We start from the raw sequence: 18,019 nt of genomic DNA, 5'->3' as shown, positions 1-18,019 counted from the left end.
CACATCCGGTAACGAATTGCGCTGGGAACTTCCCGTTTCGGCTCACTATCTTATCAAGCAGATGGTGCTGAGCCGTCTCCCGCTTCACCTCCCTGAGCGGGTGCCTTAATCTACTTAAGGCATTTTTACCCCCGGCTTTATCCCCTTTAGCCGGGGGTTTTTGTTTACTCGAGCGTCGCGTTCTCTTCGCCTGCTTCAGCCGCCAGCCAGCGTGCCACCACTGTCTCGGTTTCTTCCACACCGGTCTTCTTCAGGCTGGAGAAGAGTTGCACCGTCACCTTCTCGCCCAGCGGTGCCAACTCCCGCTTCACCGCCTGCAGGGTGGCAGTGGCCGGGCCGCGGGTGAGCTTGTCGCTCTTGGTCAACAGGATGTGGATGGGACGGCCGGAGGGCGCGAACCAGTCGATCATCTGCCGGTCCAGCGGTGTCAGCGGATGGCGCGAATCCATGATCAGGACCAGGCCGATGAGGCTCTCGCGGTGCTTCAGGTAGGACTCGATCAGCCCCTGCCATTGCTTGCGCACCTTCTCCGGCACCGCCGCGTAGCCGTACCCTGGCAGGTCCACCATCAGCGCGCCGCAATTGAGGCGAAAGAAATTCAGCAGCTGGGTGCGACCGGGCGTCTTCGAAACATATGCCAGGCGAACATGCCCGGCGAGTGTATTGATGGCGCTCGACTTACCCGCATTGGAACGACCGGCGAAGGCAATCTCCGGGCCGGAAGGCGAGGGAAGCCCGGAGGGCTTGGCAATGGAGGTTTCGAAACGGGCGTTGCGGAAGAGCGGCATGGGGCTTGAATCAGCGAAGCGCGGCCTCTCGGGAAAAACCCTGCTGGCGTCGCGCAAATCCAGGTTGATGTTATAGAATACCAAGTTTGAGACAACCACTGACGGCTTTTCCGAGGACATTATGATCAAGCGTTCCCTGCTGCTTCCGCTGCTGCTGGTCGCAGGCGGTCTTCAGGCTCAGGAGCAAGCTCCCGACCTGGACAAGGCTAAACAGATCGCCGAAACGATCTGTGCCGCATGCCATGCGGCAGACGGCAACAGCCAGCTCCCGGCCAATCCGAAGCTCGCAGGACAGATCCCGGAATACCTGTACAAACAGTTGCGCGAGTTCAAGGCGCATGACGGCAAGAAGCCGGTACGTGACAACGCGGTCATGAGCGCAATGGCCGCCACCTTGGAAGACGGCGACATGAAGGCGCTGGCCCATTACTTCTCGAGCCAGACCCAGAAGCCGGAACCGGCCAAGAGCCTCGCCACCATCGAGGCCGGTCAGAAGATCTGGCGCGCCGGTATTGCGGCCAAGGGCGTTCCCGCCTGTGCGGCCTGCCACGGCCCTGCCGGTGGCGGCCTGCCTGCCCAGTATCCGAAGCTCTCCGGCCAGTTCGCCGAGTACACCGAAGCCCAGCTCAAGGGTTTCCGCGACGGTGTCCGGACCAATGATCCGAGCCGCATGATGCAGATGATCGCGCTGAAGCTGACCGACGCCGAGATCAAGGCCGTCGCCGACTACGCGGCCGGCCTGCGCTAAGCGGCCCTGCGGCGGGAAGGCCAGCCCTTTCCCCTACCGCCATACGAAAGCCCGGCTCACGCCGGGCTTTTTCTTTGCCCTCGGCGCTCTCCGGCCCATCCTTGCGGCCCCGTCACTTGCGAACCAGGGCGTAAAGCTCGGCCTCACTGAAGCCGGCAGCCAGCCGGGCCTCGCGATGCAATGGAGGATGCGGCCGTGGCGCCTCGAAATCCTCGATCAACTGCAGATAAGTCCGCTCCGGTTCCAGACCACGGGCCGCACACAGCAGGCGGAACCAGCGGTCACCGATGGCGACGTGGCCTATCTCGTCGCGCAGGATGATCTCAAGCACGCCGACGCTGGCTCTGTCGCCTATCGTGCGCAGTTTTTCCATGATGGGCGGCGTCGCATCCAGTCCGCGGGCTTCCAGCACCCGGGGCACCAGGGCCATGCGAGCCAGCAGATCATGGGCGGTGCGGCAGGCCATCACCCAGAGGCCGTCGTGCGCGGGAAAATCGCCGTAGACATGCCCAAGCGCCTCCAGCCGTTCCTTCACCAAGCCGAAGTGATACGCCTCCTCCGCGGCAACGCGCACCCAGTCGGCGTGGAACCCGGCCGGCATGCTGCGGAAACGGTGCACGCAGTCCAGCGCGAGATTGATGGCGTTGAATTCGATGTGGGCGATAGCGTGCAACAGAGCCGCATGCCCTTCGCGGCTGCCAACCTTGCGTTGCGGCAACTGCTGCGGCGGGATGAGTTCGGGCCGCGCCGGACGGCCGGGCTCAAGGACGGGGGCCGGATCATCGCCGCCGGGAAGGCAGATCAGCGCGCCGCTTTCCCAATCGGCGGCGAGGCAGGCGGTGGCGGTGCATTTCGCCGCCGGATCGGCGCACATCAGGGCGGCCAGGGCAGCTTCATGAAGCGACTGTTTCATGGGAGAGAGTTTAGCCGGGTGCACCGACGCTGGGGGTTCCCCCACCTTGCGCCCTGCCGATTGCTGTTCCAAGCTGAGCCAGGGAGGAAGACGTTCCGGCGCCGCGATCCACTCGAACGGCAACGGCGCCGCCATCGCACAGGAGGAACGACAGGCATGACGACCACGGTACAGCAGATACTGGAACAGAAAGGCAGCGCGATCCACACGGTGACGCCAGAGGTGTCGGTGTTCGAGGCCCTGGCGCTGATGGCCAAGTTCGACATCGGCGGCGTGCTGGTCACCGACCAGGGCAAGCTGGTGGGGATATTCACCGAGCGGGACTACGCCCGCAAAGTGGTCCTGAAGGGCCTGGTATCCCGTGATGTGAAGGTGGGCGACCTGATGACCACCAATGTGCGCACCATCACGCCATCGGAGACGGTGGACGAGGTGATGGCGCTGATGACGGAGCGCCGCTTCCGGCACCTGCCGGTGGTGGAGGACGGCCAGATCGCCGGCATCATCACCATAGGCGACGTGGTGAAAAGCATCGTCAGCCAGCATGAGAACACCATACGGCAGCTCTCCAGCTACATCGCCGGCGACATCGCCGCGCATTGAACCGCTGGCCGCCTGGCCCTGCGCCTACAGCCGTGGGCGCCAGGGCCGATCAAAAAGGGCCTCCCATTGCGGGAGGCCCTTTTCATGTCAGTCCTGCAAGGCCTTGCCTATCACCTCGCTGACGTCGGGGGACAGCCCCTTGGTCGCCAGCACACGCTCCAGCTGCGGCCGGATGCTGGCCTGCAGCGCCGGCGTGTAGCGCCGCCAGTTCTCCAGCGCGCGGGCCATGCGGGCGGCAACCTGCGGATTGCGCGCATCCAGCGCGATCACCATGTCCGCCCAGAAAACGTGTCCACTGCCATCGGCGGCATGGAATTCTGCCGGATTGGCGCGGAAGAAGGTGCCGAGCAGGGAATAGACCTTGTTGGGGTTGGAGAGGCTGAAAGCCGCATCGTCCAGCAGGGCCTTGACCCGCAGCAGCGTGCCCGGCGCGTCGTCCTGCCAGCGCCAGGCGCCGGCCTGCAGCGAGAACCACTTGTCCAGCACCAAGGCATCGTCCTTGTAGCGGGCGTGGAAAGCCGCCAGCGCATCTTCGCGGGCGGGGCTGGCGCTCTGCACCAGCGCCGCCAGGGCGCCAAAGCGGTCCGTCATGTTGCCGGCGGCGCCGAAGCGCTGCCGCGCCAGCGCCAGGCCGGCCTCGTTGCCAGCAGCGGCAAGGTAGCGCAACGCCAGGTTGAGGAGCGCGCGGCGGCCGGCATCCGCCGGGTGATAGCGGTATTCGCCCGCCACCGGCAGACGCTCGCACAGCGCCAGCCAGTCCGCCGCCAGGCGTTCGCCCAAGGTGGCATAGAGCAGGCGCAGCGCCGCCCGCAGCGCAGCGGGATCGGCCGGGCTCATGCGCTCCAGCAGATAGCCTTCGGCCGGCAGCGCCGCGGCCTGGGCGCGGAAGGCCGGGTCCAGCGCTTCATCAGTGGCCAGGCTGCGGAAGGCGCGAATGAAGGCTTCCGGCACGGCAGCGGCGCGGCCCTGGCCGAGGTCGGCCGCCAGCGCCAAGATCACCCGTTCGGCGTAGCGCTGGGCGGCGTCCCAGCGGTTGCAGGGATCGCTGTCCTTGGCCATGCGGAAGGCGAGGCGCTCGTCATCCTCTTCCAGTTCCAGCAGCACCGGCGCGGAGAAGCCACGCAGTAGCGAGGGCACCGGCTCGGCGCTCAGGCCGACGAAGCGGAAGCGCTGCTCGGCAGTCTTGAGCTCCAGCACGCGGGTGCTCGCGCCCGGCTGGCTCTCGCCTTCAAGCTGCAGCGGCAGATCGCTGCCGTCCGGCGCGATCAGGCCGACGGCGACCGGGATCACCAGCGGCAGCTTCTCCGCCTGGCCCGGCGTCGGCGGCGTGTGCTGGGTCAGCCTGAGCGTGTAGCTGCCGTCGGCGGCATTCCATTCGCCGCGGGCGCCGAGGCGCGGGGTGCCGGCCTGGGCGTACCAGCGCATGAACTGGTCGAGATCGCGGCCATTGGCTTCGGCCATGGCATCCACGAAATCGTCGCAGGTCACCGCCTTGCCGTCGTGGTAGCTGAAGTAGAGGTCCATGCCGTTGCGGAAACCCTCGGTGCCCAGCAGGGTGTGCAGCATGCGGATGACTTCGGCGCCCTTCTCGTACACCGTGGCGGTGTAGAAGTTGTTGATCTCCTGGTAACTGTCCGGGCGGATGGGGTGGGCCATCGGGCCGGCGTCCTCCGGGAACTGGGCGGCGCGCAACACGCGCACGTCGTCGATGCGCTTGACCGCCCGCGCCGAGGCGGCGTCCTCCTCGCCCGCCGCTTCCGCCAGCATGTCGGCGGAGAACTGCTGGTCGCGGAACACGGTGAGGCCTTCCTTCAGCGTGAGCTGGAACCAGTCGCGGCAGGTGACGCGGTTGCCGGTCCAGTTGTGAAAGTACTCGTGCGCGACCACGCTCTCGATGTGCTCGTAATCGACGTCCGTGGCGGTGTCCGGCTTGGCCAGCACGTACTTGGTGTTGAAGATGTTGAGGCCCTTGTTCTCCATCGCGCCCATGTTGAAGTCGGCCACGGCGACGATCATGAAGCGGTCCAGGTCCAGCTCCAGGCCGAAGGTGCGCTCATCCCAGCGCATGGAGTGGATCAGCGAATCCATCGCATGGCCGGCGCGGTCCAGATTACCCTCCTCCACCCAGACCTGCAGCAACACCTCGCGCCCGGAGGCGGTCTGCGCCTTGCGCTCCAGCACCACCAGCCTGGCTGCGACCAGCGCGAACAGGTAGGACGGCTTGGGGAAAGGATCTTCCCAGCGCGCGTAATGGCGGCCGCCAGGCAGCTCGCCCTGCTCCAGCAGGTTGCCGTTGGACAGCAGCACCGGGCAGCGCTCGCGGTCCGCCTCCAGGGTGACGGTGTAGCGCGCCATCACGTCCGGGCGGTCGGGGAAATAGGTGATGCGGCGAAAGCCCTCCGCTTCGCACTGGGTGAAGAAGCCGCCGTTGGAGAGGTAGAGACCGGACAGCGTGGTGTTGGCCTGCGGGTCGATGCGGGTGTGGATCTCCACCACCGCGCGCTCTCCAGCCAGATCCACCTCCAGGCCATCTTCCAGCTCGCGCAGCGCGGCGGCAGCCGGCTCGGCGCCGTCCACCGTCAGCAACAGGCACTCCAGGGTGTCTCCCCACAGCCGCAGCGGGCCGGCCTCCACTTCCGGATTGCGCACACAGTTCAGCCGGCTGGTGACCACGGTGGCGGTCGGGTCGAGATTGAAATGCAGGTCGATGCGCTCCACCGTCCAGGGCAGCGGGCGGTAGTCGGCACGGTGGATGGTGGGGGCGTGTTCGGTTTTCATTCTGGCTCCAAGGGCATCTCGGGCCCCGTTTCGGCTTGGGGACAGCACTCAGTTTAAGGCGGCGGGGCAAGGCCGCCCAAACAGCCCGCCCGCTTTCCTCACACCCTGGCCTGCGGCCTGGCTTTCAAGACGTGGCGCAACAGCGCCTTTTCCAGCTCGACGATGAGCAGCACGCCAAGGCCGAAGGCCAGGATGCGCCACCAGGAGTCCATGGCCAGCGCCGCGCTGCCGAACAGCGACTGCATCGCCGGCAGATAGGTGAACAGCAGCTGGCACAGCACCAACACCCCGGCAGCCAGCAGCACGTAGCGGTTGCCCAGCAGCCCTTCGCGGTTGAGCACCGGGGCGGTGAAGCTGCGCATGTTGAAGAGGTAGAACAGCTCGCCGGCAAACAGCGTATTGACCGCCGCCGTGCGCGCCAGCTCCACCGATGCGCCCAGCCGCAGCTCCCAGGCGAAGATCGCCATGCTGCCGGCCACCAGCAAGCCGCCGACGAACAGGATGCGCCAGCCGATGAAGCGGTCCAGCAACGGCTCGCCCGGGCTGCGCGGCGGCCGCCGCATGATGTCGTCCTCCGGCGGCTCGAAGGCCAGTGCCAGTGCCAAGGTAACGGCGGTGATCATGTTCACCCACAGGATCTGTACCGGGGTGATGGGCATGATCATGCCGAACAGCACGGCGAAGAACACCATCGCGGCCTGGCCGAGGTTGGTCGGCAGGATGTAGGCGATGGCCTTGCGCAGGTTGTCGTAGACGGTGCGACCTTCCTCCACCGCCGCCGCCACCGAGGCGAAGTTGTCATCCGCCAGCACCATCTCCGCCGCCTCCTTGGCCGCCTCGGTGCCCTTGCGCCCCATGGCGACACCGACGTCGGCGCGTTTGAGCGCAGGAGCATCGTTCACCCCGTCGCCGGTCATCGCCACCACCTCGCCGCGCGACTGCAGGGCCTGCACCAGCCGCAGTTTGTGCTCCGGGCTGGCGCGGGCGAAGATGTCCGTGTCCTGCACCGCGACGGCCAGCGCGGTGTCGTCCAGCGCTTCGATCTGCTCGCCGGTGAGCGCCTTCACCTCGTGCCCCAGACCGAGTTGGCGGCCGATGGCGCAGGCGGTGGCGGCATGGTCGCCGGTGATCATTTTCACCCGTATGCCGGCATCCAGGCAGCGGGCGACCGCTTTCACCGCCTCTTCCCGCGGCGGGTCGGACAAGCCGCAGACCGCCAGCAGCGTGAAGCCGCCCGCCTCCACGCCGGCGAAGTCCAGCCCGTCCCCGCCCGCCGGCTCGGTGCGCTCGGCGATGGCCAGCAAGCGCATGCCCTCGGCGGCCATCCCGTCCATGCCGGCGCGCAGGGCGTCGCTCTCCAGGGGCTGCGCTTCGCCACCCTCGCCGCGCAAGCCGTCGCACAGCGCCAACACCCGCTCCGGCGCCCCCTTCAGGTAGATGCGCAGCGGCCCCTGGTGGCTACGGTGCAACGTGGCCATGAAGCGGTGCTCGGATTCGAAAGGAATGACGTCCACCCGCGGCAGCCGCTCCCGCTCCAGCGCGAACTCCAACCCGGCCTTGCCCGCCAGCCCGAGCAACGCGCCTTCGGTGGGATCGCCGAGCAGCACCCAGTCCGCGCCGTCCTGCCGCACCGAGGCGTCGTTGCACAGCAGGGCGGCGCAGGCGATGTCGCGTAGCAGCGGCAGGCCGTCGGCGTCGAGGTCATCGCCCTGGCGGGAGAAACCGCCCTGGGGCGCGTAGCCGGGGCCGGAGACTTCGATGAGGCCGGCGCCGGTCAACAGGCGGCGCACCGCCATCTCATTGCGGGTCAGCGTGCCGGTCTTGTCGGAGCAGATCACCGTCACCGCGCCCAGCGCCTCCACCGCGGGCAGGCGGCGCACGATGGCGTGCCGGCACGCCATGCGCTGCACGCCGATGGCCAGCGTGATGGTGACGATGGCCGGCAACCCCTCGGGAATCGCCGCCACCGCAAGGCCGACCGCGGCGAGGAACATCTCGTCCAGCGCATAGCCGCGCGCCAGCACGCCGAAGCCCAGTGCGGCGGCAGCAACCACCAGGATGATCCAGGTCAGCATCCGGCCGAAGGCGGCCAGCTGACGCAGCAGCGGCGTACTCAGCGCTTCCACCGAATCCAGCAAGGCACCGATGCGGCCGATTTCGGTGGCAGCGCCGGTCGCCACCACCACCGCACTGGCCTGGCCGCTCACCACCAGCGTGCCCGAGTAGGCCATGGAGCTACGGTCGCCCAGCGCGGCCTGCGCTCCCACCGGCGCTAAGCCCTTCTCCACCGCCAAAGATTCTCCGGTGAGGGCAGATTCATCCACGCGGAAATTGCGCGCCTCCACCAGCCGCAGGTCGGCCGGTACGCGGTCCCCGGAGGCAAGGAAGACGATGTCGCCCGGCACCAGCTCGCTCGCCTCGATCTCCCGCCTATGGCCGTCGCGCCGCACCGCTGCGTGCGGCGACAACATGTCGCGGATCGCGTCCAGCGCCTGCTCGGCCTTGCCCTCCTGGATGTAGCCAATGATGGCGTTGATCACCACCACGCCCAGGATTACGCCGGCATCCACCCAGTGGCCGGTGAGCGCAGTGACACCGCCGGCGGCCAGCAATACGTAGATGAGAACGTTGTGGAACTGCAGCAGGAAACGCTTGAGCGCGCTGCTGCGCTTGGGCGCCGGCAGCGCGTTCGGACCGTGCCGCGCCAGTCGCGCGGCAGCCTCCTCGGCGCTCAGGCCCTGGCGCGGCTCGACCGCGAGGCGGGCCAGAACCTGCTCGCTGGAACACGCATGCGGCGGCATCTCCGCCACGGCTTCTTCGGGACGATGGACGTCCATGACCTCTCCTCTCTTCCGCATGAGGGAACAGGGAATGCGAGCAGGAGGCCGGGAGTGAAGTTCCTCGCCGACACCCCGCCCCATTGCCCTAGCATACGGAGCGGGTGTTGCGCCGTCATGATGCGGATCAAGCCGCACGCCGGCAGGCTTGCGCGGATTACGCGGGATTACTTGCGCGGCATCACCGGCAGCAGCACGACGCGGCTGCCGATCAGGCGGTCATGCAGGAACTGGCGATCACGGTCGACCAGCGCCCACAGCAGGCCGATGCCGAAGCCGAGCACGGAAGGCCAGGCCAGCGCGTAGCGCAACCAGCAGCGGCCCAACCCGAGGCTGCGGCCATCCTTGGCGGCCACCAGCTTCAACCGCCAGGTCTGCATCGCCAGCGTCTGCCCACCACGGCGCCAGTACCAGACGAAATAGGCACCCAGCACCAGGAACACATGCACCCAGGCCAGCCAGCCCGGCGGCGCCACCTGGAAGGCAAGTCCGAGTATCAGGTAGGGCACCATGAAGGTCAGCGCCAGCACGCCCAGCAGCAGCAAGGATTCATAGAGCAGGCTCGCCAGCCGGCGCCGGAAGCCCGCCAGTTCCACCAGGGTGCGCGCCGAGGGCGCAGCAGGACCGGCGGGCGCCTCCGCGCCGACCGCGGAAGCGCGGCGTTTCGCACGTACGTTCATTGATTGGATTGCTTGTCGTTTTCGGAGATGGCTGCGCCGGGGCGGCGCATCTGGGCGGCATTCACCACATCGCGCCGGCTTTCCGGCGGCAGGCTCTGGAAGCGTTCCCACTCGGCATTGAGATTACCGCGCACCTCGGCGGGAATGTCGCGCAGGCGGAGGTAACCCTCGCGCGCCTTCTGCCGCTCGGCTGGCTGCAAGCGGGCCCAGTCGCGCATGCGGGCCTGCATGCGGGCCTGCTCGTCGGTGGAGAGCTTGTCATACCGGTCGGCGATCCCCACCCACTTGCGCCGGCTGGCGGCCGACAATTCGCCCCATTCGTCCGCCAGCGGAGAGAGGATCTCCTTCTGGTGCTGGCCAAGTTCACGCCAGCTGGGCGCCAGGACCGGAGCGGCGGAAACAGCCTGGGCGGCGACCAAAGCGAGGATCAGGACTGCGTAGCGTGGCGCAGCCATGCCCCGAAGTCCTCATCCAGATATGCATCGATGGGAAGCTCATCCACCAGCAAGGCGGCGTCGATCTCTTCCAGCTCAGCCAGACGGACGGAGGTGGCCCACATGTCGCCGACCGCCACCACCACCAATACGGCAGCCACCGCACCGGCTTGACGCAGCACTGCCGCTGGCGACACACCAGCCCTCGCCCAGCCGGCAATACGGACCAACAGGCCACGCTTCGGTTGATGCGCCGCCAGCGCGCGCTGGCGGGCAGCCCGCAAGCGGGCCAGCGTGTCGTCATCGACTTCATGGGCGGCAACGGTGAGATGCGCGGCGATACGCCGCGCGAACGCCACGCCATCGTCCGCGTCACCGGCCAGCTTGCAGGCCCGTTCGTTCATGGCACGATCCCCCTTGCCTTCAAAGCCGCGGCCAAAGTGTGCGTGGCGCGCGAACAGTGGGTTTTGACGCTGCCCTCCGAGCAGCCCATGGCCTCGGCCGTCTCGGCGATATCCATCTCTTCCCAGTAACGCATCAGGAAAGCCTCCCGTTGACGAGCCGGCAGGCGCGAGATTTCCCTTTCCAGGAGCCCCAGCAGGTGCTTGCGCTCGAAACAGCCGTGGGGCGTCTCGCCTTCGGCCGCCTCACGGTTGTCCGCCAGGGTGTCGAGCGGATCGGCTTCGTCTTCGGCCTCGCCGGCAAACACCGACAGCGGGGAAAGCCAGAGCCGGCGCACCTTTTGCCGGCGATGCACGTCGAGGATGACGTTCTGCAGGATGCGCTGGAACAGCATCGGGAACTCCGCCACAGGCCGGTCGCCGTAGCGGGCGGAGAGTTTCATCATGGCATCCTGCACCGCGTCGAGCGCGGCCTCCTCGTCCCGGAGTGACCACGAGGCCTGCTTGAACGCGCGCTTTTCGACGCTTTCGAGAAACGCGGAGAGTTCGACCCGGGAAGCCAGCTGGAAGTCCTTGAGAAATCCGGCCCTTGGGCTCTTCTTCGCGGCCTAGCCGCAGCCTTGACCTACGCCCCCGTGCCCGGTAACGTTCGCTGTTTCTTCGAACGAAATACAGAGCGAGTTTGCGATGGTGCTGACCGGAGCCGAAATTGTAATCAGGAGCCTGCAGGAAGAAAAGGCCGAGTATGTGTTCGGATATCCGGGTGGTGCGGTACTGCATATCTACGACGCGCTGTTCCAGCAGGAAAACGTCCGCCACGTACTCGTTCGGCATGAGCAGGCCGCCGTACACGCCGCCGACGGTTACTCCCGCAGCACCGGCAAGGTCGGCGTTGCGCTGGTGACCTCCGGCCCGGGCGCCACCAATGCCGTGACGGGCATCGCCACCGCCTACTGCGACTCCATCCCGCTGGTGATCATTTCCGGCCAGGTGCCCACTGCCGCCATCGGCCAGGACGCTTTCCAAGAGGTGGATACGGTCGGCATCACCCGCCCCTGCGTCAAGCACAACTTCCTGGTGCGCGACGCCCGCGACATCGCCAGCACGATCAAGAAGGCCTTCTACCTCGCCCGCACCGGCCGCCCCGGCCCGGTGCTGGTGGACATCCCGAAGGACGTCACCGCCGCCAAGGCGGAATTCGAGTATCCGGCCGAGATCTCGATGCGCTCCTATAACCCGGTGGTCAAGGGCCATCACGGCCAGATCAAGAAGGCCGTCCAGCTGCTGCTTGAAGCCAAGCGGCCGATGATCTACACCGGCGGCGGCGTGATTCTGGCGGATGCCGCCGAAGCGCTGACCAAGCTCACCCGCATGCTGGGCTTTCCCATCACCAACACGCTGATGGGCCTGGGCGGCTATCCCGCCTCCGATCGCCAGTACCTGGGCATGCCGGGCATGCACGGCACCTACGAAGCCAACATGTCCATGCACTACTGCGACGTGCTGCTGGCCGTGGGCGCCCGCTTCGACGACCGCGTCATCGGCGACCCGAACCACTTCGCCTCCGAGCCGCGCAAGATCATCCACGTGGATATCGACCCCTCCTCCATCTCCAAGCGGGTGAAGGTGGACATCCCCATCGTCGGCGACCTGAAGGAAGTGCTGGAGGAGATGATCCGCCAGCTGGAAGCCGGCACCCAGCGGCCGAACGCCGAGCAGCTCGCGCCGTGGTGGAAGCAGGTCGAAGAGTGGCGCAGCCGCGAGTGCATGAAGTTCAAGAACTCGGACGAGATCATCAAGCCGCAATTCGTGGTGCAGAAGCTGTGGGAAGTGACCGGTGGCGATGCCTTCGTCACCTCCGACGTCGGCCAGCACCAGATGTGGGCCTCCCAGTACTACCGCTTCGACCAGCCGCGTCGCTGGCTGAACTCCGGCGGCCTCGGCACCATGGGTGTCGGCCTGCCGTACGCGATGGGCGCGCAGCTCGCCAACCCCGGCCGGCCTGTGGCCTGCGTGACCGGCGAAGCCTCCATCCAGATGAACATCCAGGAACTGTCCACCTGCAAGCAGTTCCGCCTGCCGATCAAGATCTGCAACCTGAACAACCGCTACCTCGGCATGGTGCGGCAGTGGCAGCAGCTCTTCCACGGCGGCCGCTACTCCGAGTCCTACATGGACTCGCTGCCCGATTTCTCCCGCCTGGCCGAGTCCTATGGCCACGTCGGCATGAAGATCGAGCGGCCGGGCGATGTCGAAGGCGCGCTGCGCGAAGCCTTCGCACGCAAGAACGATCTGGTCTTCCTGGACTTCCAGGTGGATCCGACCGAGAACGTGTATCCCATGGTCCAGGGCGGTAAGGGTCTCACCGAGATGATCCTGTCCGCCGAGGATCTGTAACCTCCCGACCACCAGGACGGGGCGCGGCGGCCATCCCCTGCCGCGCCGGCGCGAGCCTCGCCCACCGGCGGGGCCGTGCCGCGGATGCCGGCCCCCGGCAGTCCGTGACGTCAGGGCGGACGGCTCAACGTCCCCTCCAGCACACGAGCGCAACATGAGACACGTCATCTCCCTGCTCATCGAGAACGAATCCGGCGCGCTGTCGCGCGTCTCCGGGCTGTTCTCGGCACGCGGCTACAACATCGAGTCGCTCACCGTGGCGCCCACCGAAGACGCCTCGATGTCGCGCATGACCATCGTCACCGTCGGCTCGGACGAGATCATCGAGCAGATCACCAAGCAGCTGAACAAGCTGGTCGAGGTGGTGAAGGTCGTGGACATCTCCGAAGCCGCCCACATCGAGCGCGAGCTGATGCTGATCAAGGTGCGCGCCACCGGCAAGGACCGCGAGGAGATGAAGCGCACCGCGGACATCTTCCGCGCCCGCATCATCGACGTCACCGACGCCTCCTACGTCATCGAGCTGACCGGCAACCAGTCCAAGCTCGACGCCTTCCTCGGCGCCATCGATTCCAGCCTGATCCTGGAGACGGTGCGTTCCGGCATCTGCGGCATCGGCCGCGGCGACCGCGTGCTGAAGATCTGACGTTTTGCAGCCGGCCGCCGTGCCGCTATCATGGCCGCCGCCGGCACTCCCTGCCACAGAAAGAAAAGCTGAAAGGAAAAGCATGAAAGTCTATTACGACAAGGACGCCGACCTCTCCCTGATCAAGGGCAAGAAGGTCACCATCGTCGGCTACGGCTCGCAGGGCCACGCCCACGCGCAGAACCTGGCCGACTCCGGCGTCAAGGTCACCGTTGCCCTGCGCAAGGGCGGCGCCTCCTGGGACAAGGCCAAGGCCGCCGGCCTGAAGGTCGAGGAAATCGCCAAGGCAGTGAAGACCGCCGACGTGGTCATGATCCTGCTGCCGGACGAGAACATCCCGCAGGTGTACAAGGACGAAGTCGAGCCGAACATGAAGAAGGGCGCCGCCCTGGCCTTCGCCCACGGCTTCAACGTCCATTACAACCAGGTCGTGCCGCGTGCCGACCTCGACGTCATCATGATCGCCCCCAAGGGCCCGGGCCACACCGTGCGCTCCGAGTACCTGCGTGGCGGCGGCGTGCCCAGCCTGATCGCGGTGTACCAGGACAAGTCCGGCAAGGCCAAGGACATCGCCCTTTCCTACGCGGCGGCCAACGGCGGCACCAAGGGTGGCGTCATCGAGACCGATTTCAAGGAAGAGACCGAGACCGACCTCTTCGGCGAGCAGGCCGTGCTGTGCGGCGGCGCCGTCGAGCTGGTGAAGATGGGCTTCGAAACCCTGGTCGAAGCCGGCTACGCGCCGGAAATGGCCTACTTCGAGTGCCTGCACGAACTGAAGCTGATCGTCGACCTGATGTACGAAGGCGGCATCGCGACGATGAACTATTCCATCTCGAACAATGCCGAGTACGGCGAGTACGTGACCGGCCCGGAAGTCATCAACGAGCAGTCCCGCGAGGCGATGCGCAACGCCCTGAAGCGCATCCAGACCGGCGAATACGCCAAGATGTTCATCCTGGAAGGCAAGACCAACTACCCGAGCATGACCGCCCGCCGTCGTCTGACCGCCGAGCATCCGATCGAGAAGGTCGGCAGCCAGCTGCGCGACATGATGCCGTGGATCAAGGCCAAGGCGCTGGTGGACAAGTCCAAGAACTGAGCACCGCCAGTTCATCCGGGCCGGGGATCGCTGCATGCGGGCCCCGGCCCTTTTCGTTGAGGGCGCCCCATGTCCGACAAGCAATACCCCCATCCCATCCTGGCCCGCGAGGGCTGGCCTTTCATCGCCATCGCACTTGCCCTGGCGCTGGTCGTCAATGGCGCCGCCGGCTGGGCCTGGGCCCTGCCGTTCTGGATCCTGCTGGTTTTCGTGGTCCAGTTCTTCCGTGACCCGGCCCGGCCGATCCCGCAGGATCCCAAGGCGGTGCTGAGCCCGGCGGACGGCCGCATCGTCGCCATCGAGCCGGTGCGCGACCCCTGGCTGGACCGCGACACGGTCAAGATCAGCGTGTTCATGAACGTGTTCAACGTGCACTCCAACCGCAGCCCGGTGGATGGCGAAGTGAAGCAGCGCTGGTATCACCCCGGCCAGTTCGTGAATGCCGCGCTGGACAAGGCTTCGGTGGAAAACGAGCGCAACGCGCTGCATATCCGCAGCCGCGACGGCCATGACATCACCTGCGTGCAGGTCGCCGGCCTGGTTGCCAGACGCATCCTCTGCTACGTCGAGGCCGGCGCCAAGCTGAGCCGCGGCCAGCGCTACGGCTTCATCCGCTTCGGTTCGCGGGTGGACCTCTACCTGCCGGTAGGCACCCGCGCCCGCGTCACCATCGGCGACAAGGTTTCCGCCAGCAGCACCATCCTCGCCGAGCTCCCCTGAGCCCGGCCAGCCATGCGGCCGCGCGGGCCCGCGGCCGCATGAGCTAGAATCAGACTTTACCCAGCCCGATCCTGTCATCGTGGACCATCCCGATCACATGCCCCTGATCTCCCTCGAAAAGCGGCGCCGCGGGATCTACATCCTGCCCAACCTATTCACCACTGCCGCCCTGTTCGCCGGTTTCTACGCCATCGTGCAGGCGATGAACCAGCGCTACGAATACGCGGCCGTCGCCATCTTCGTGGCGATGATCTTCGATGGCCTGGACGGCCGCGTTGCCCGCCTCACCCACACCCAGAGCGCCTTTGGCGCCGAGTACGACTCGCTGTCGGACATGGTCTCCTTCGGCGCCGCCCCGGCGCTGGTCGTCTATGAATGGGCGCTCAAGGACCTCGGCAAGCTGGGCTGGATCGCCGCCTTCATCTACTGCGCCGGTGCGGCGCTGCGGCTGGCGCGCTTCAACACCAACATCGCGGTGGTGGACAAGCGCTACTTCCAGGGCCTGCCCAGCCCGGCCGCCGCCGCCCTGGTGGCCGGCCTGGTGTGGGTGGTGTTCGACAACGGCCTGCACGGCGAGGATGTCAGCTGGTATGCCTGCGTGCTCACCATCTTCGCCGGCATCTCCATGGTCAGCAACGTGATGTTCTGGAGCGGCAAGGACATCAACCTGCGCAAGAGCGTGCCCTTCATCGTCGTCATCGCGCTGGTGATGGCCTTCGCGCTGGTTTCCAGCTATCCGCCAGGCGTGCTGTTCGCCCTCTTCCTCGCCTACGCCTGCTCCGGCTACGTGCTGTGGCTGTGGCGCTGGACGCGGCGCAAGAAGCGCCAGGCACTGCTGCGCGAACGCGACGGCGGCACGCCGCCCGAAGCCTGATCCCTGAATCCCGGTTGCCGATATCCGGCGCGAGGACACGATGGCCGTCCGCCTGCTGCTGATCGAAGACAACCGGGACATCCTCGCCAACCTGGCCGACTACCTCAGCCTCAAGGGCTTCGAGGTTGACTGCGCGCAGGACGGCCTTGGCGGCATCCACCTTGCCGCCATCCAGCATTACGACCTCATCGTGCTCGATGTGATGTTGCCGGGCATGGACGGCTACAGCCTGTGCCAGCGCCTGCGCGAAGGCGAGCGCAACGACACCCCGGTCATCATGCTCACCGCCCGCGATGCGCTGGACGACCGCCTCAGCGGCTTCCGCGCCGGCGCCGACGATTACCTCACCAAGCCCTTCGCGCTGCCCGAACTGGCCGCCCGCATCGAAGCGGTGCTCAAACGCAGCCGCGGCGGCGGCCGGCGGCGGCTGCAGGTGGCAGACCTCAGCTACGACCTCGACACACTGGCAGTCAGCCGCGCCGGCCAGGCCCTGCACCTCGGCCCCATCGGCCTCAAGCTGCTAGCGACCTTGATGCAGCGCAGCCCCGGCGTGGTCCGCCGCGAAGTGCTGGAGAACGTACTGTGGGGCGACGAACCGCCCGACAGCGATGCCTTGCGCAGCCACATCCACGCCCTGCGCCAGCAGATCGACAAGCCCTTCGCCAGCGCACTGCTGCACACGGTGCATGGCGTGGGCTACCGGCTGACGCCGGCTGAACATGAGCGCTAGCCAGCCCACACCCGCCTTCCAGCGCCACGGACTGGCGAGCCGCATCGTCATCGCCTTCACCCTGATGGCCACCACCGTCGCCGGCCTGTTCTCGGTCGGCGTCATCCTCGCCATCGGCATGGCCGAGCAGGAACTGGTCACCGAAGGCATGAGCCGGCAACTGGACTTCGTCATCGCCAGCGGCGAGGACAGCGCCTCGCGCCAACTGAGCGCCGGCCTGCACCTCTACCGCAGCGGAGCGCCGGGCGATCCTCCGCTGCCGGCCTGGCTGCAAGGCTATGGGCCCGGCTTTCACGAGATCATCCACGACGGCGTGGAATACGAGACGCTGTTCAGCGAGCACGGCCCGACACGCTACGTGCTGCTGCTCGACCAGGAGGACTTCGAGCGCCACGAGCGCACGACCTTCCTCATCGTCGGTGCCGGCTTCCTGCTCAGCGCCTTGACCGCGCTGGTGCTCGGTCTGCTGACCGCGCGCCGGGTCATCGCCCCGGTGGTTCGGCTGGCCGGCCAGGTGCAGCACCGTGACCAGCTACTGCCGCTGGCGCCCCCCCTGGCGCCGGACTATCCCGCCGACGAAGTCGGCCAGCTCGCCGCCGCCTTCGACAGCACCCTGGGCCAGCTGCGCCAGGCCCTGCAGCGCGAAACGCTGTTCACCAGCGACGTCAGCCACGAACTGCGCACCCCGCTGATGGTGATCGCCAGCTCCTGCGAACTGCTGCTGGAAGAACTGCCCGTCGGTTCGCGCGAACACACCCAGTTGCTGCGCCTGCACCGCTCCTGCGGCGAAATGCGGGAACTGATAGAGACCTTCCTGTGGCTGGCCCGCGGCGCCAGCGGGCGCAATCCGCTCGCCAGCGACACCACCCTCGCAGCCGTCGCCGAGGAGCAGCGCGAGCGCTGGGCGCAGGAGGCCGCGCAACGTGGCCTCGCCTTCCACCTGGAGGGCGCGGCCGCCCACCCCGATGCACCACATTACCCGGCGCCGCTGTTGCGCGCGGTGATGTCCAACCTGCTGCGCAATGCGCTGCATTACACCGACCGCGGCTCGGTACGGCTGACCCTGCATGCGGACGGATTCGACGTTGCGGACACCGGCGCCGGCATTCCCGAAGCGGAACGCCTGGACATCTTCCGGCCCTTCATCCGCGGCAGCACCAGCCGGGGCGACGGCATCGGCCTCGGGCTGTCGCTGGTGCAACGCATCTGCAGTCAGCAAGGCTGGCAGGTATCGCTGGAAGCCAACCCGGGCGGCGGCTGCCTCTTCCGGGTAAACCTGCAGCCGCGCTGAACACCCGGTTTCACGAAATTCTCACAACAGGTTGACGCGGCGCTGACGCCCACCCCGCCAAGCTGCGGGCTCCTCACACC

General features: G+C 67.0%; 17 protein-coding genes. 9 read left to right on the top strand and 8 right to left on the bottom strand.

What is annotated here, in order from left to right; all coding sequences use genetic code 11:
• Window positions 1–164: 164 nt before the first annotated feature.
• Window positions 165–788 carry a ribosome biogenesis GTP-binding protein YihA/YsxC gene (gene yihA / locus C7389_RS18570; protein ID WP_133594139.1) on the bottom strand — a complete coding sequence of 208 codons (624 nt, stop codon included), beginning with the start codon at window positions 786–788 and terminating at the stop codon, window positions 165–167.
• A gap of 121 nt (window positions 789–909) precedes the next feature.
• On the opposite strand from yihA, the gene C7389_RS18565 reads away from it, so the two are divergent.
• Entirely contained in the window at window positions 910–1,536 is a 627-nt protein-coding gene (locus C7389_RS18565) for a c-type cytochrome (RefSeq protein WP_133594138.1), read from the top strand.
• Between the two features lie 112 nt (window positions 1,537–1,648).
• Here C7389_RS18565 and C7389_RS18560 read toward each other — a convergent pair whose 3' ends face one another.
• Window positions 1,649–2,572: a ferritin-like domain-containing protein gene (locus tag C7389_RS18560; protein WP_246034886.1), complete on the bottom strand. Its 924-nt coding sequence runs from the start codon at window positions 2,570–2,572 to the stop codon at window positions 1,649–1,651.
• A 33-nt stretch (window positions 2,573–2,605) separates the two neighbouring features.
• Here C7389_RS18560 and C7389_RS18555 point away from each other — a divergent pair, with 33 nt between their 5' ends.
• Window positions 2,606–3,052 carry a CBS domain-containing protein gene (locus C7389_RS18555; RefSeq protein WP_133594137.1) on the top strand — a complete coding sequence of 149 codons (447 nt, stop codon included), beginning with the start codon at window positions 2,606–2,608 and terminating at the stop codon, window positions 3,050–3,052.
• Between the two features lie 87 nt (window positions 3,053–3,139).
• Here the strand turns inward: C7389_RS18555 and pepN are convergent, their stop codons facing one another.
• The 6 genes from pepN to C7389_RS18525 form a co-directional block, all read right to left on the bottom strand.
• Window positions 3,140–5,830 (bottom strand): aminopeptidase N, encoded by a 2,691-nt coding sequence (gene pepN, locus C7389_RS18550; protein WP_133594136.1) that lies wholly within the window; start codon window positions 5,828–5,830, stop codon window positions 3,140–3,142.
• A 98-nt stretch (window positions 5,831–5,928) separates the two neighbouring features.
• Entirely contained in the window at window positions 5,929–8,667 is a 2,739-nt protein-coding gene (locus C7389_RS18545; RefSeq protein ID WP_133594135.1) for a cation-transporting P-type ATPase, read from the bottom strand.
• A 167-nt stretch (window positions 8,668–8,834) separates the two neighbouring features.
• Window positions 8,835–9,347 (bottom strand): RDD family protein, encoded by a 513-nt coding sequence (locus C7389_RS18540; protein ID WP_133594134.1) that lies wholly within the window; start codon window positions 9,345–9,347, stop codon window positions 8,835–8,837.
• Window positions 9,344–9,802: a DUF3106 domain-containing protein gene (locus C7389_RS18535; RefSeq protein ID WP_133594133.1), complete on the bottom strand. Its 459-nt coding sequence runs from the start codon at window positions 9,800–9,802 to the stop codon at window positions 9,344–9,346. Before C7389_RS18535 ends, C7389_RS18540 begins: the two co-directional genes overlap by 4 nt.
• Window positions 9,775–10,185 (bottom strand): DUF3619 family protein, encoded by a 411-nt coding sequence (locus C7389_RS18530; protein WP_133594132.1) that lies wholly within the window; start codon window positions 10,183–10,185, stop codon window positions 9,775–9,777. The genes C7389_RS18535 and C7389_RS18530 overlap by 28 nt, the downstream gene beginning before the upstream one ends.
• Window positions 10,182–10,745 (bottom strand): RNA polymerase sigma factor, encoded by a 564-nt coding sequence (locus tag C7389_RS18525; protein ID WP_133594131.1) that lies wholly within the window; start codon window positions 10,743–10,745, stop codon window positions 10,182–10,184. Before C7389_RS18525 ends, C7389_RS18530 begins: the two co-directional genes overlap by 4 nt.
• Before the next feature lie 124 nt (window positions 10,746–10,869).
• On the opposite strand from C7389_RS18525, the gene C7389_RS18520 reads away from it, so the two are divergent.
• The 7 genes from C7389_RS18520 to C7389_RS18490 all read left to right on the top strand — a co-directional run bounded on the left by C7389_RS18520 (window position 10,870) and on the right by C7389_RS18490 (window position 17,939).
• The gene (locus C7389_RS18520) at window positions 10,870–12,579 is read left to right on the top strand and encodes an acetolactate synthase 3 catalytic subunit (RefSeq protein ID WP_133594130.1); all 1,710 of its coding nucleotides are present in this window, start codon (window positions 10,870–10,872) and stop codon (window positions 12,577–12,579) included.
• Between the two features lie 154 nt (window positions 12,580–12,733).
• Window positions 12,734–13,225, top strand: coding sequence for an acetolactate synthase small subunit (ilvN, locus tag C7389_RS18515; RefSeq protein WP_133594129.1), 492 nt, complete (start codon window positions 12,734–12,736; stop codon window positions 13,223–13,225).
• Window positions 13,226–13,307: 82 nt separating this feature from the next.
• Entirely contained in the window at window positions 13,308–14,324 is a 1,017-nt protein-coding gene (gene ilvC / locus C7389_RS18510; protein WP_133594128.1) for a ketol-acid reductoisomerase, read from the top strand.
• Between the two features lie 69 nt (window positions 14,325–14,393).
• Entirely contained in the window at window positions 14,394–15,044 is a 651-nt protein-coding gene (locus C7389_RS18505) for a phosphatidylserine decarboxylase (protein ID WP_133594127.1), read from the top strand.
• A 97-nt stretch (window positions 15,045–15,141) separates the two neighbouring features.
• A complete protein-coding gene (gene pssA, locus C7389_RS18500) occupies window positions 15,142–15,918 on the top strand; it encodes a CDP-diacylglycerol--serine O-phosphatidyltransferase (protein ID WP_133594126.1) in 777 nt (258 codons plus the stop codon).
• Window positions 15,919–15,958: 40 nt separating this feature from the next.
• Window positions 15,959–16,648: a response regulator transcription factor gene (locus C7389_RS18495; RefSeq protein WP_133594125.1), complete on the top strand. Its 690-nt coding sequence runs from the start codon at window positions 15,959–15,961 to the stop codon at window positions 16,646–16,648.
• Window positions 16,638–17,939, top strand: coding sequence for a sensor histidine kinase (locus C7389_RS18490; protein WP_133594124.1), 1,302 nt, complete (start codon window positions 16,638–16,640; stop codon window positions 17,937–17,939). The genes C7389_RS18495 and C7389_RS18490 overlap by 11 nt, the downstream gene beginning before the upstream one ends.
• Window positions 17,940–18,019 lie beyond the last annotated feature (80 nt).

Origin of the sequence: Azoarcus indigens, assembly GCF_004361735.1 — a bacterium.
GTDB lineage: Bacteria > Pseudomonadota > Gammaproteobacteria > Burkholderiales > Rhodocyclaceae > Azoarcus > Azoarcus indigens.
Note: the sequence above shows the minus strand (reverse complement) of the source record. Positions and strands in the feature narration are given on the sequence as shown.